Source organism: Streptococcus sp. 53, from assembly GCF_013276565.1.
Taxonomy (GTDB): Bacteria; Bacillota; Bacilli; order Lactobacillales; family Streptococcaceae; genus Streptococcus.
The window spans coordinates 19,178-33,942 of sequence record NZ_VMLG01000034.1; the positions used below are offsets into that span (position 1 = coordinate 19,178).

At 39.6% G+C, this 14,765-nt stretch carries 6 protein-coding genes and 4 pseudogenes; 1 reads left to right on the forward strand and 9 read right to left on the reverse strand.

The window, feature by feature from the left end; all coding sequences use genetic code 11:
• Positions 1 to 85: 85 nt before the first annotated feature.
• From ligA to HT722_RS10690, 9 genes and pseudogenes are all read right to left on the reverse strand, one after another.
• A complete protein-coding gene (ligA, locus tag HT722_RS08900) occupies positions 86 to 2,044 on the reverse strand; it encodes an NAD-dependent DNA ligase LigA (protein ID WP_173278696.1) in 1,959 nt (652 codons plus the stop codon).
• A 92-nt stretch (positions 2,045 to 2,136) separates the two neighbouring features.
• Positions 2,137 to 3,315, reverse strand: coding sequence for an MFS transporter (locus HT722_RS08905; RefSeq protein ID WP_173278697.1), 1,179 nt, complete (start codon positions 3,313 to 3,315; stop codon positions 2,137 to 2,139).
• Between the two features lie 79 nt (positions 3,316 to 3,394).
• Positions 3,395 to 4,258, reverse strand: a pseudogene (locus HT722_RS08910) (MutR family transcriptional regulator).
• A 2-nt stretch (positions 4,259 to 4,260) separates the two neighbouring features.
• Positions 4,261 to 6,162, reverse strand: a complete 1,902-nt coding sequence (locus tag HT722_RS08915) for an ABC-F family ATP-binding cassette domain-containing protein (RefSeq protein ID WP_173278698.1) — start codon at positions 6,160 to 6,162, stop codon at positions 4,261 to 4,263.
• Between the two features lie 161 nt (positions 6,163 to 6,323).
• Entirely contained in the window at positions 6,324 to 7,235 is a 912-nt protein-coding gene (locus HT722_RS08920) for an Rpn family recombination-promoting nuclease/putative transposase (RefSeq protein WP_173278699.1), read from the reverse strand.
• A 402-nt stretch (positions 7,236 to 7,637) separates the two neighbouring features.
• Positions 7,638 to 10,313 carry an LPXTG cell wall anchor domain-containing protein gene (locus tag HT722_RS10680; protein ID WP_275690592.1) on the reverse strand — a complete coding sequence of 892 codons (2,676 nt, stop codon included), beginning with the start codon at positions 10,311 to 10,313 and terminating at the stop codon, positions 7,638 to 7,640.
• A gap of 153 nt (positions 10,314 to 10,466) precedes the next feature.
• Positions 10,467 to 10,667 (reverse strand): annotated as a pseudogene (locus HT722_RS10685) (hypothetical protein); the annotation flags it as partial.
• Positions 10,668 to 10,697: 30 nt separating this feature from the next.
• Positions 10,698 to 11,506, reverse strand: a pseudogene (locus HT722_RS10320) (MucBP domain-containing protein); the annotation flags it as partial.
• Positions 11,507 to 13,265: 1,759 nt separating this feature from the next.
• Positions 13,266 to 13,382, reverse strand: a pseudogene (locus HT722_RS10690) (YSIRK-type signal peptide-containing protein); the annotation flags it as partial.
• A 471-nt stretch (positions 13,383 to 13,853) separates the two neighbouring features.
• Here HT722_RS10690 and HT722_RS08930 point away from each other — a divergent pair.
• Positions 13,854 to 14,732: an Rpn family recombination-promoting nuclease/putative transposase gene (locus tag HT722_RS08930; RefSeq protein ID WP_173278701.1), complete on the forward strand. Its 879-nt coding sequence runs from the start codon at positions 13,854 to 13,856 to the stop codon at positions 14,730 to 14,732.
• The last annotated feature ends 33 nt before the right edge of the window (positions 14,733 to 14,765 follow it).

Here is a 14,765-nt window from a genome sequence, read left to right on the forward strand (position 1 = left end):
TCTGTTTCACTAATAAATTCTTGACCGATTTTGTCCCGATTAACAAACATAGTCATATTATCTAAACTCTGGTTTTAAACGATCATTACAAACTTTCTAGCCATGCCTCATCTCGAACCTCAATACCAAGTTCTTGCGCTTTTTGAAGTTTACTTCCAGCATCTGCTCCTGCAACGACGAGGTCGGTCTTTTTAGAAACACTGCCTGTCACCTTGGCACCCAGACTTTCGAGTTTGCTTTTAGCTTCTGAGCGCTTGAGCCGTTCCAATTTTCCAGTCAATACCACTGTCAAACCTGACAAGGCTGCATCTGCTACTACCGTCTGTCCTTTATAGTCCAGATTGACCCCAGTTTCTTTCAATTCTCTGAGGAGAATTTCAGAGCCTTCTGTAGCAAAATAAGTCTGAAGACTGTTGGCAATCACACCACCCAAACTTTCAATACTCGCCACTTCCTCTGGATCTGCCTGAGCTAGATTTTCAATCGAGTGGAAATGTTGAAGTAAGAGCTGACTGGCCTTGCTTCCGACATGGCGAATTCCCAAACCAAATAAGAGCTTCTCAGCTGAGTTTTCCTTAGATGCTTGGATGGCTTGATACAGTTTAGAAGCAGACTTTTCCTTGACCCCCTCTAAAAGAAGGAAATCTTCTTCTTTCAAACGATAAATATCCGCCACATCCTTGACTAAATTAGCAGCGAAAAGCTTCTCAACAATCGATGGACCAAGTCCTGTAATATTCATGGCATCTCGAGAAGCAAAGTGAATCAAGCCTTCCATAATTTGGGCAGGGCAACGCGGATTGATACAACGCAGGGCCACTTCATCTTCAAAATGCAACAAATCCGAATCACAACTTGGGCAGCTTGTTGGAATATCTAGTTTCTCTTCAGAAATTCGTTTGGACTCTACCACACGTAAAACAGCAGGAATGATGTCCCCAGCCTTATAGACGATAACCGTGTCGTCTTTGCGGATATCTTTTTCAGCAATATAATCCACATTGTGTAGGGTCGCACGGCTAACAGTTGTTCCTGCTAGTTGTACTGGTGTCAAATTTGCAGTTGGAGTCACAACGCCCGTACGGCCAACTGTCCAGTCAACTGATAAAAGTTGGGCTTCTTTTTCTTCAGCAGGGAACTTGTAGGCTACTGCCCACTTTGGAGCCTTGACGGTAAAACCGAGTTCTTCTTGGCTTGCTAAGTCGTTGACCTTGATCACTACCCCATCGATATCATAAGGCAGATTGTCCCTTTCCTGTCCCACTTCTTGGATAAAATCCCAGATTTCATCTATGTTTTCAGCCAAAATTCGCTTTGAATTAACTACAAAACCAAGCTGTTCTAGGTGCTTCAAAACTTTTTCTTGGCTATCACGAGTTGAAGGACTGGCTTCTTGATAGAGAAACGTTGCAAGATTGCGCTTGGCAACTACAGCTGTATCCAACTGTCGCAGGGTGCCTGCCGCCGCATTACGAGGATTGGCAAATTCAGGCTCTCCATTTTCTTGTCGAGCTTGGTTGACCTGGTCAAAAGAAGCGCGTGGCATATAACATTCCCCACGAACTGTGATATCTAGTTCTTCTGGCAAAGTCAAAGGAATATCCTTAACACGCTTGAGGTTTTCTGTGATATTTTCACCAATTGAACCATCTCCACGTGTTGCACCTGCAACTAGAATCCCCTTTTCATAAGTAAGCGAGATAGATAAGCCATCGATTTTCAGCTCACAAATATAAGTCGGATGGACCACTTCCTTACGAACACGCGCATCAAAAGCATCTAGCTCCTCACGTGAAAAAGCATCCTGCAAACTATAAAGAGGATACTGATGACTGTATTTTTCAAAACCATCTAAAACCTTGCCACCAACACGATGGGTCGGACTGTCTGCTAGCACTTGATCTGGATAGGCAGTTTCTAACTCAACCAACTCTCGGTAAAGGCGGTCATACTCACTGTCAGAAACCGAGGGATTATCGCTGGTATAGTATTCAGCCGCATAGCGATTGAGCAAAGCGACTAACTCATTCATTCTTTTATTCATAAGACCATTTTACCATAAACTAAGCCCTCCTCACAAACGAGAAGGGCGGAAAAAACACTTAGTTTGAAATTATTTTTGAAACTCAAGCAGCCTTATATCAATTTTTCAAAACGAGTTCGAACATAAACAAACGATATACAAGACAAGATGATAACACCACTTCCAATTATCAGGAAAGAAGAGAGATATACACTTGGCAAGACTGTCATAAATCCTTTTGCTATAGGCATAAATAGTATAGCTAAGGTATAAATCGAACTGAGAACTCTTCCCAGATATTCACCTTCAACCTTGGTTTGTACTTGAGTAAAAAAGTGAATATTAAAAATCGTCATAAACAATTCACAAACTAAATTTCCAGAAAAGGAAAGAAAAGTTGGAAGTGGTAATCCCATCATAAAAACTCCTACACCTGTCAAAGACAGTAAAATCAAAAGATTATAAACATTAGCTTTAATTTTACTAGCTAGAAGAGCCCCAATGATGGAACCAATAGCCCCCATAGTTAAAATACTTGCATAGGCTCCTTCTGACCCGTAAAGCTGATTCGAAAAGGGGAGTAGAAATTCAAAAGCTGCGAAAAAGAAATTAACGCTGGAAGCTACCAGCAAAAGGAAGAAAATTTCTTGCTGATGCCAGATATAGTGTAACCCATCCTTGATATCTACAAAAATATCTCTCCCAGTAAAAGCCTTTTTCTCTTGAACTCCTGCTTCCTCTTTTGGAAGGAGAGCCACTAGAATAAAAGCAATGAAAAAAGTCAGCGAGTCTAGCAGTAGAGTCATATGGAGACTTGCAAACTGTAAAACAAGGAAGGAAAGAACAGGAGAGCTAACACCTACAACCTGCAAAACCAGCTCTAAGCGAGAGTTATAGATCACAATCTCATCTTTCTCCACCACTTCAGTTATGATAGCTTTATTGGCTGTACGAGAAAAGGCAAAAGCAATAGCCTGCACAATGTTGGCAACAATCAAAGCGCCAATCATCCAGCTGTCATTCCTTATGAAAGAAATAGCCAGACAAAGAATCCCACAAACAAGGTCCGTCGCCATTAAAATCCTACGACGAGAAAAACGGTCTGATATAACTCCACCAAAAGGATTGACTAGAATAGATGTGACGAGTTCAGAAATCTGATACATTCCTAAAACTGTCTGTCCGATAGTCCCCATGGAAGCCAACCAGACACTATTTCCATAATCATAGAGCATATTCCCTATCTTGTTAACAGCTCCACGGCTAATCAACTGTACGGCATAGCGATTCATATAAAAACTCCTCTCAAATTTTGAAACTATTGTATCAAAACCGAAAGGAGCTTTTTTCTTTTTCCCTTATTTGGGAAAATTAATCTTTGACAAATTTTTCGTAGTGTTCCTGATAATAGGCTACTTGCTCTGGAAGACCTAGCACATCAAAAATATGCATGGCCTCTTGCATCTGCTTACAGCCTTCTTTAAACTGTCCTTTTTAGTACAAGGCAAAACCTTTTAAGTAATGTAAAATATTTCGTTCATACAGACTAATGTTTTTACCAATAATCTTCTCTGTATAAGCCTCACAATAGCTAGCGTTATCAAAAGAAAGATGCTCTAAACAATGCTGATAACAGTTAAGAGCCAAAATCAACACTAATCTCTTATGGCGACCAATCTCTTGGTAAAATTCTTCCCTCTCCATAACTTCTCTACCAATCCGAGTGACATAGTCCACATCGTAGAAACTATAAAGGTTACCGAAAAGAATCAACTCATACATGGTCCATTCTTCTGTTTTGAAGAGATAATCTGCCACCTTATCCAAATCATCTTGCTTCATATCATAACTCGAATCTCTTTGACAAATCAGACCCTGTAGCAAAATCCAGTTCAGCTCAAAATAGAGAGGATTGGTCGAACTCTTAGCCTTTTCAAGTTGTTCTCTTTGAAGCTTTTGAAAACCTGCAATATCATTTGAGTAGTAAAGCGGAATAATTTGTCCCATCAGGGCAACATGTTCATGATTGTGAAAATTTCTTGCCTTATCCATGAAATTTTCGATTGTGACATGAATATTATCCAAAATCTCAAAGAACCGTGAGACTGCTAGGTCAGACTCCCCAAGCTCAAAGCGAGATAACTGAGAGGTAGAGCAAGACTCCCCTGCCGCCTCCTTTAAAGAATAATTTCCACTTGTTCGAAATTCACGAAATACTTTTCCAAGATGTTCCATCTTTACACCTGCTCTGATAATTCTTCCCACTCAAGCATAGCTTCTTCCTGACGGTGGCTGATTTTGTCCAGCTCAGCCTGTAATTCCATCAGTTTATCGGCATCATTGGTTTCCAACATTTGTTCAGAAATGTCTTGGCTTTGACTTTCTAACTCTTCAATTTCAGCTTCTAGATTTTCGATTTGTCGCATGAGTTTGCGAACTTCTTTTTGACTTTCTTTCTGAGCTTGATAGTCATTAACTGGACTTACTTCTTTTACTTGATTGATAGTTGAGGTTTCCTCTATCTGACAGACTTCCATTTCAGCCTTCTTCTCAACATAGTAGTCGTAATCTCCCAAGTAGAGAGTCGATCCATTCTCTGACAATTCCAGTACATGAGTTGCCACACGATTGATAAAGTAACGGTCATGGCTAACGAATAGAAGAGTTCCATCAAAGTCAATCAAGGCATTTTCTAGCACTTCCTTACTATCAATATCCAAGTGGTTGGTTGGCTCGTCAAGGATCAGGAAGTTGTTATTTTCCATAGACAATTTAGCCAAAAGCAAACGAGCTTTCTCGCCACCAGACAGCATGCCGACTGATTTTTTAACATCATCTCCTGAGAAAAGGAAGGCACCTAGACGGTTGCGGATTTCAACTTCTGGTGTCAGTTTAAAATCATTCCAGAGTTCATCCAGTACAGTATTACTTGGTGTCAGCTTGCTTTGCGTCTGATCATAGTAGCCAACCTCAACATTGGCGCCAAATCGCTTTTCACCCTTGATAAAAGGAATCTGGTCTACTATAGACTTGATAAAGGTTGATTTCCCAATACCATTTGGACCAACGATGGCAACAGCATTCATCTTACGAAGGTCTAGGTTGATAGGCTCTGACAGCACTTCCCCATCATAACCAATGGCCGCATTTTCAACAGTCAATACAACATTACCAGAGTTTTTTTCCGACTGGAAGGTCATGTTGGCAGATTTCTTACCAGCTTCAGGCTTGTCCAAACGTTCCATTTTTTCCAGTTGTTTACGACGAGATTGGGCACGTTTAGTCGTTGAAGCTCGGACTAGATTGCGGTTGACAAAGTCTTCCAGAGCGGCAATTTCCTTTTGTTGCTTTTCATAGTTTTTTGCCTCAGTAGCTAGTTTTTGCTCCTTCAACTCGACAAAACGAGAGTAGTTGCCCACATAGCGATCCAAGGAATACTTGGTCAAATCCAGCGTAATTGTCGCAACCTTGTCCAAGAAATAACGGTCGTGGCTGACGATAATGAGGGCACCGCTATAGTTTACCAAGTAATTCTCTAGCCAGGCAATAGTTTCAATATCCAAGTGGTTGGTTGGCTCGTCCAAGACCAAGAGATTGGGCTTTTCAAGGAGCATTTTGGCCAGTGCCAAACGAGTATTTTGACCACCAGAAAGCTCGGCAATTTTCATCTGCCACATAGATTCGTCAAACTTGAATCCATTTAAAATCGCTCGAATATCAGCTTCATAGATGAAACCACCTGCTTGGCGAAAATTCTCAGATAAGCGGTCGTAATCTGACATCAGCTTATCCAAATCCTCACCAGACTTTTCACCCATCTCTAGCTCCATCTGACGAAGTTGTTTCTCAGTCCGACGCAAGTCATCAAAGACATGAAGCATTTCATCATAGATGGTATTTTCAGACTCAAAACGGCTATCTTGGGCTAGGTAAGACAGAGAAATATCTTTTTTCTTATTGATTTCTCCGCTAGTTGACTCCTCTTCTCCAACCAAAATCTTCAAAAGAGTAGACTTACCTGCACCATTTTTCCCAACGAGGGCAATCCTATCTCGTTCATCAACCTGCAGGTTGATATTATCAAAAAGAACCTCTCCTGCAAAAGAACGTTCAATTTTATTAGCTTGTAAAATAATCATACAAGTAGTATAGCATGTTTCACTAAGGCATTCAAGATAATGATAAGTATTAACCCAAATATCCTAGAAAAACCGACTCTGCTTATGCTTGGTATTAAAAAACATTTGGATTAGAAATTCTATTTATTTTGCAAGATAGATGGTAAAACATTTTTACTTGTTCACAAGAGTGACTCAAATTCAGAGACGGTCATGCCCAATTGTTCACTCGCAACCTCAGATAGCAGCAGACCTTGGCAAACGAGATTTACTAGACCTACTTTTAATCCCTCTTCAATGCCTTCCGCTCGTCCTCGTTCAAGTCCTTGTTCAATCCCCTCAGCCCTAGCTGTTTCCAAGGCATAGTCCTGTGCTAACAAGGCCTGTTCTTCTCGCATACGTAGTTGACTAAACATTTTCCTGTCCTCCTCGGACCAGCTCTTGTAGTCCAGCAGTTGATCTGCTTGGCTGATGGCTCGCTCAGGTTGTTGAGTAAAGGGCTTATTGCCGAAAAACTCCAACCATGGTTTACGAACCTTATCTTTGCTGGTTTCTCTGTATTTTCTTAATTCCAAGAACGCCATCTTAACTAAATGGTTTTCCTGACCATTGTTGGTAATGGTTAAAACCTCACCTGTCGTATCCTCTCGCATGCTAAAGCTATGGAAAGCCAAGTCATCTTGGAAATAATTACTATCCACGATTGCGATAGCGTATACTGGTGCGACATGTTTGTAACTCTGGTGTGTATCACCTTCTCGTTGGCGAATTTTTTCAAGATTTTGATTGACCTGGCTGCATAGGTAAGCCCACAAACGATTGATGAAAAAATTCTGATGATGTACCTGAATCTCGATGATAACTTGAGTGCCATTGTCCAACTCCGCTAAAACATCTATACTGGTATAGAAATCCTGCGCCGAGTAGGGTAAAGAAGGCAAGACGTGAATGTTACTTCCTTCCAAAATGATTACATTTTTGGCTGGCAAGTCCAGCATATCACGAATAAATTGACAAGTGATTTCTGGATTGCTAAAGATTTTCTTAGCAACCAAATCGTTGGTCGGGCTGATGCCCGGATGACGTACAGTCATATTTCTTCTCCTTTCATTATAGCACATTTTTTAATCTAATTTACTAGATTCGATGCTTCTATCTATTTATTCGGAAAAAGAGTAGAAAAACAAAAGAAATATCAAACTTTATAGCAAAATGAAATAAACTCTGAACAAATAGGATAGTAAAGTCGAATCAATTTCTAGCAATGTTTTATAAGTTATAATGCTCTATTCTGAATTTGAGATAACATATAATTTAAAGAGACTGGACCCAAAACTCAACTTCCGGAAAAAATGAAGTAAATCTTTCCACAATAAAACGCATAGTCTCAAGTTTTTCAATACCTGATACTATGCGTTTTTCTGATTTGAGAGGCTTTTTTCTCAGCCTCTTCTTAATCTTAGCTTTTCTCAACCTGCTACAGTTGATAAAGAGCTTTATTTTTCATCTTCTTTTTTCTTGAAGAATCCTAGTCCTAGACCAGCTAACAAGGTCATGATACCAACGCTAGCCAAGGTAGCATTAGCTTCTGTACCTGTGTTTGGCAATTCCTCTCTTCTATTTGTCTCAGAAGTCGGAGTATTTGCTTCTGGAGTGTTTGGAGTTGGAATTTGACTTTCTGGTGTTGGAATAGTCGGATCTTGTGGAGTTGGAATCGGTGTGGTCGGTTTCTGTGGAACAGGATTATTAGGCTCTACTGGTGTTATCTTTTCAAATCTATGAATTGTAACACCATCCTTCGTTACAGTTGTAATATATCTGTATCCAGGAATATTTCCTGGCTCATGAGTTCCAGGTTTTTCTGGTTTCAATGGCTTACCATTTTCATCCACCCAGATTGTAATATGATTACTTTCTGGAGTTGGTTTTACCGGTTCTTCCGGACTAGGTGTATTTGGAACTTTTACATACTCAATCGGTGTATCCTTACCAGGCTCTGTTGGTACTGGTGGTACCTTGTATCCATTTTCTGGATGTTCTGGATCAACTGGTACTAATGGATTTCCATCTGGTGTCTTAGGTGTATAACCTGGCACATATGGAATCACTGGTGTATTTGGTTCAACTGGTGTTCCTGGCTGTGGATATTCTGGTTCTCCAGGCTTAGTTGGGTCTGTCGGATCGTTTGGATATGGTAGTGGCGTTGGTGTTTCTACACCTGGCACTTTTGGTACCCATGAACCAAGTTTCTTGTAAACCACTTCAATCGTTTGATTTGCAACAGTTGGTGTTATTCCTTTTCTTTCAGCAACTTCTTTTTGAGCTGAATCTTTAAGGATGTAACCTTTAACTACTGGTGATGATACTTTATCAAATGTACTATCTCCACCAACTGCTTTCCAATCTCCATAAGTAATCTCACCTGTTACTACGTTAATCTTAGCTTCACGTGTGAATGTAACTTTGTCTGTTGATGGTTCAGAAAGTTTGTTTCCTTCTTCGTCAACATAGTTAATTGTACGTGTTACTTGTTTTGTAGTTTCTAGTTTGTTGATTAAGTCCTCTGTCCATCTTGGAATTGTTGGATCATTTGGATTATTTGGATCTACTGGTGTATCTGGATCGATTGGTTGTCCTGGTACTGGTTTATTTGGATCTTTCGGATCTGTTGGATCAAATGGTTTCACTGGTTTAACACGTGGTGTTAATGTCACCTTGAAGTATTGATCAACCTTAGGATCGTTATCAAAAGTACCCTTAGGTGGATAAGTGTTAGTTTCAACATCATATCCTTTTAGTTTTAATTTCGCAATTGTTGCTTTGATTTCACCGTCTTTTGTTAATGGTGTATTTGAATCTCCTGTTTCTGTGATTGGTGTTTCTAATACATTTCCTTTTGGATCTACGAAGCTTGTGATTGCTTTTTGTTGTCCGTCTTTTACATACTCAATCGGTGTATCCTGACCAGGTTCTGTTGGTACTGGTGGCACCTTATATCCATTTTCTGGATGTTTTGGATCAACTGGTTCTAACGGTTTGTCTCCGATTTTTGGTGTGTATCCAGGTACATATGGAATTACCGGTACATTTGGTGTATTAGGATCCGTTGGATCACCAGGCTTAGTTGGATCTGTCGGATTGTTTGGATATGGTTTAGGTGTCATATCTGTTCCTGTCGGCGGTGTTACACCTTCTGGTAATCTTGGCACCCAACTTCCTAGTTTAGTATAAACTACTTTTTGATCTAATCCTGTCGAATCTACATTTGTTTCCACTTTATCTACTGAAGCTTTGTCTGCTACATAGCCTGTTAATTCAGGTGTGTCTACTTTTGCTAATTCTTTATCCGCACTTTCCCAATTTCCGTATGTGATTGTTCCTGTAACTGCATTATATGTCGCACTACGTTTGAAGTGGGCTGTTTGTTTTACAGTTGGTTTCGCATCCGCTATTTCTGGTCCATCCGCAGTTTCTTTCTTAACGTAAGTAATTGTACGTGTTACTTCTTTTTCTAAGTCAGATTTTGCTAATCCAGTTTCTGGCCATTTTGGTCCGTCTGGAATATTAGGGTCAACCGGTGTATTTGGAGTTGGTGGTGTTGTTACTTCTACAGTACGTTCCTTAACAAGTAATTTGAATACTTGAGTTGGATCTCCATTTTCAGGGTCTTTATTCTTATCGAATGTTGCACCTTTCAATGGTTCCTTGTTTTCTACTGTATATCCACGTTTTTCCAACTCTGCAATCTTAGTTATTACTGAATCTGCAGGAATTGGTTCACCTGTTTTACCTGAAAGTTCTACTTTCTCTTCTGGTAATTCTACCTCGGTTCCAGTTGTTGTGTTGAACACCTTCACTACAGCTTTTTGAGGATCTTTTTCATACTCAATCGGCGTATCGTTTTCTGGTGTTTCTGGAATCGGTGGTACCTTGTATCCAATTTCTGGATTATTTGGATCAACTGGTTCCAACGGTTTGTCTCCGATTTTTGGTGTGTATCCAGGTACATATGGAATTACTGGTGGAGTTTTTGGTTTTTCAGGAGTTCCGCCTCCTGGGGTATCAGGTTGAGGGTTTGGTGTTTCTCCTGGATTTCCTGGTGTTGTCGGATAATCAGGATATTTAGGTTTTGTTGGATCGTTTGGATCGTTTGGATATGGTTTTGGTGTCATATCTGTTCCTTCAGGTGGTGTTACACCTTTCGGTAAGTTTGGTACCCAACTTCCTAATTTCGTGTAAACAACTTCTTTCGTTAGATTAGTCACCTCACCAGTTGAAGTTGGCGCTGTTGCTTCTTCTTCTCCTACGCTTGCTATATCTGCGATATAACCTTCTAGTACTGGTGTATCTACTTTCGGGAATTTACTATTTGTGCTTGTCCAGTCCTTGTAAGATACCGTATTATGCTCTGTATCAGTTACTTCTTTTCCTGTGAATGTGACTGTATTTTCTTTCGTTTGTTTTTCAAGAACCGTTCTTTTTATAGTTCCATTCACATTATCTTCTTTTACATAGGTAATTGTTCTCTTAACTGTTCTGGTTGCATCTACTTCTGCCGGCGCTTCGCTTTCTTTATAAACTAAGGTCACTGTTCTACCTTCGCTTACAATATTCCCAGTTAAACTTGCAGAATCTGTAGCTTCTTTTTCAAAAGTATAATATCTTCCGTCAGTAGTAGTCATGCTACTGAGTTTTTTATCTGTGACATCATAACTCGTACCAATCAGTTGTTTTTTATTGGTAATGTAGGTTCCGTCACTTTCTTTTTCTCCAATTCCAGTATCATTTTTCAATGATAGCAAACGCCCTTGTTCATCAACATAGCGAACTTTCACATTTCCTGAGATTAGGTCTGCCAATTCTGAGGTTTTCTTCTTTTCCTTGATTTTTTCGGTTATTTTCTTTTTCTCTTCTTCGGGAATATTTAGTTTTGGAATGATTTTTTCAACAACGTTTCGTGATGGTTCCACAGTATCTTGGATGACTGAAAAGTCAGCTAGAATTGGGAGATTATACTGAACACGGTGACTTTGAGGGTTTACCCCTACTCTTTCATTATTCTCTGAAAATACTTGTACGGTATAAGAAACAACATCTTTTCCTAATAAAACATCCCCAGTAGAGAAGTAGCCACCTTTTCCTAGATTGCTATCTCCAGGACCCACTGCGTCCTTAATCTTATCAGATAGTTCTTTATCAGTCAGTACCTTCGTTCGCACAATCCCTTTATCTACCCCTACAAAGTGTGAGAAGTGTTTGAACTCTTCAGAATCCGATCTAGCCCAACCATTATTAAGGTTATTTGCTTTTGTATTTGTATTCTCTCTATCAAAGGTTCGGGAATCAACACTATATGTCTCTGCACTTTCAGTTGCTTCTATATTTGACCCTTGAATACCTGCTTCCTTACTACCATTTCTAGCGGCAGTATAGGTGTATTTATCTGTTTCAACTTCTAGCTGATCATCCTTAACATGATAGATAATTTTCTTAGCACCTGGTATAAGAGTAGTGAGTAATCTATATGCTCTGTCATCAGCTTTAGATTGAGAATCTTTTGATGAGTTTAGCCAAGTTGGGGTATTAGGCGTATCTTTATCAGCCTCTTTCAATAAATTATTTAATTCGTTTGCTAGCTTTGTAGTTGACTGCGATGTGTTTGTAAAAGTTTTCTTCCACTCTGAATCTCTTTCTTTTGATTTTTCTATACTTAAGAAGTCTTCCGTAACATTTAATACAATATCGCCTTGTTTTTTAGCTTCTTCCGTAGCTTCTGCTTCCAATTGATTGTACAGTTTGGTATCTTCTTCTGTATAATCTCTTTTGGATTTACGGTGTAATGGAGTAAATTTTATTTTCTCATTACGAATTTTATTAACACGGGAATTCAACTCATCTGTAAAAAACTTCAAAACAGTTTTGTGCGCCAGTTCTACATTTAAACCTTTCTTATACAACTCTTCGTTTTGAACGATTTCGGCTATACGGTGAATGGTTTGATCGTATACCGTATTCTCTTGACCAGCAGTATTCTTAGTTTTAATGACTACTCGATAGGTTCCTTTAGAACCGTTAATATCTGAGATATATCCTGTTACAAATTCCACACGAACACGGCTTCCGAAGGCAGGAGAAAAGGCAGTAAACTGCTTTTCTATCCCATTATATCCAACGACACCTGGAGAATATTTATTATATTTATCTCTTATTAAAAATGGGAGGTTTTTATACTCGGTGGAGTTCTTACCTGCACGTTCATTTTGAGATTTAGGATCATAATCTGTATTATCCGAAACCTTCTCGTCACGATTGGCACGTGTACGTCCTTTAACAAGCATGAGCATATACCTGAAACGACGGTCTAAGGCTTGCTCGTGTACATAGATGTTGTCTAAAGCATCCCCGCCAAGCATACCACCTTGTTCAATCGTACCATCTTCTTTCTTATACCAACCTGTGAAGTAACCTTGTTCGTTCTTTCTACCGATAACGAATTTACCTTTGGTTCCTTCTTTATCAATGGCACTCCAACCACCAAAATCATGGAGTTCTCGGATTTCACCCGGTTTTAAGTTCAGAGCATCCCCAAGGGTGTTCATATTACGCAAGTAAGAACGTTCATTATTTTGGAAGTCGTCTGGCATATTTTTTACAATATCCCATAATTCTTCGAGAGTCAGATTTTCCTTAGGAGTATCAAATTTCAGGTTGGCATTCTTATCATCCCCACCCGTTTCTCTATCTTTAGGCACAATGACCCCGGGCTGGTGTTCTTTTACTGTATCACCCTTACGATTGGCATCCAGTAAATCTGGATCAGTATCTGCTGTGTCTGAACCTCCATCATTTCCAGAAGTCGGCTCTGATTCAGTTCCTGTAGCGCCAGCTGGTGTCTCTCCTGTATCCCCATCAGATAATTCTCTTTTACTACGAGTACGAGGTTTCGTACTTTCTGGAGTTACTAGCGGATTTTCAGCTACGGGAGCATTATAGGTGTTTGTTGCTGCATCAGTATGACTGAGGTCAGTCTTGTTTTCTGGCTCTCCAGTTCCAGGCTGTCCTGGATCTACCGAGCTTGCAGTCCTCTCAGCTCCCTTATCTGAGTCCACACCCTCAGCATGAGCAATCCCAGCTCCCATCAAAAGATAGAGTGCCCCAATGACAACACTAGCTGCACCGACACTTACTTTTCGTATACTGTATTTTAATTGTTTTTCTGGACTATTCATGCCCGCCTCCATATATATATATATATATATATATATTCTACTATTTCTACATAATAGAATACAATTTCATCTAAATATTATACACCAGTCGGCTGTAAATTTCAAACTTTACGAATGGCAGATTAGGATATAGACGACTCTTTTTACTGAGATCAAAGCTAAGCTAGGAGCCCTTCATCAGTCCACAAACGTCAAAAGTCACTTTTATATCGATAGTCTACCCAAGAAATATAGTAATACGTCCATATCCAAGAGTCAGTTACATAAGGGACTGTGTTATACGGAAATAGAAGATTTTTTGACTTCAAGAGCCTATAAAATTTAAGTGTAGTAGCGACGGAGAAAAAAGAAACCCAACTGATTTACAAGCAAACAGCCTTACTATTTTTAAACTTTTCCCTTTCTTTTCCGAATAAATAGATAGAACCATAGAATCTAGTAAACTTAGATTTAAAACTGTGGTATAATAAAAGGAGGAAAAGGATGATTCTCAGACATCCGGGCATTAGCCCAACCAACGACTTGGTTGCTAAGAAAATCTTTAGCAATCCAGAGATCACTTGTCAATTTATTCGCGATATGTTGGATTTACCAGCCAAAAATGTGACGATTTTGGAGGGAAGTAACATTCATGTCTTACCTTCCCTGCCCTACTCGGCACAGGACTTCTATACAAGTATAGATGTTTTGGCGGAGTTAGATAATGGCACTCAAGTAATCATTGAGATTCAAGTTCATCATCAGAATTTTTTCATCAATCGTCTGTGGGCTTACTTGTGCAGTCAGGTCAATCAAAATCTTGAAAAAATTCGCCAACGAGAAGGTGATACACATCAGAGTTATAAACACATCGCACCAGTATATGCTATTGCTATCGTAGATAGTAATTACTTCTCAGATGATTTGGCTTTTCATAGCTTTAGTATGCGCGAGGACACGACAGGTGAAGTCTTAACCATCACAACTAATGGACAAGAAAACCATCTAGTCAAGATGGCATTCTTGGAATTAAAAAAATATAGAGAAACCAGCAAAGATAGCATTCGCAAACCATGGTTGGAGTTTTTCGGGAATAAACCCTTTACTCAAGAACCCGAGCGAGCCATCAGCCAGGCAGATCAACTACTGGACTACAAAAGCTGGTCCGAGGAGGACAGGAAAATGTTTAGTCAACTACGTATGCGAGAAGAACAGGCATTGTTAGCTCAGGACTATGCTTTGGAACAAGCGGAGGAGAAAGGACTGAAAAAAGGATTAGTAAATCTCGTTCGCCAGCATCTTTTAACCGCTGAGGTTGCAAGTCAGCAATTGGGAATGACTGTCGCTGAGTTTGAGGCGCTATTGAGAGATTATCACCAATAAAAGATACTGGGTAAAAGTCTTCTCATAATAAAA

Bases quoted from the DNA above. Each gene is read 5' to 3' on its own strand.
- ligA (WP_173278696.1), bottom strand. From the start codon at position 2,044: ATGAATAAAAGAATGAATGAGTTAGTCGCTTTGCTCAATCGCTATGCG.
- HT722_RS08905 (WP_173278697.1), bottom strand. From the start codon at position 3,315: ATGAATCGCTATGCCGTACAGTTGATTAGCCGTGGAGCTGTTAACAAG.
- HT722_RS08915 (WP_173278698.1), bottom strand. From the start codon at position 6,162: ATGATTATTTTACAAGCTAATAAAATTGAACGTTCTTTTGCAGGAGAG.
- HT722_RS08920 (WP_173278699.1), bottom strand. From the start codon at position 7,235: ATGACTGTACGTCATCCGGGCATCAGCCCGACCAACGATTTGGTTGCT.
- HT722_RS10680 (WP_275690592.1), bottom strand. From the start codon at position 10,313: ATGACACCAAAACCATATCCAAACGATCCAAACGATCCAACAAAACCT.
- HT722_RS08930 (WP_173278701.1), top strand. From the start codon at position 13,854: ATGATTCTCAGACATCCGGGCATTAGCCCAACCAACGACTTGGTTGCT.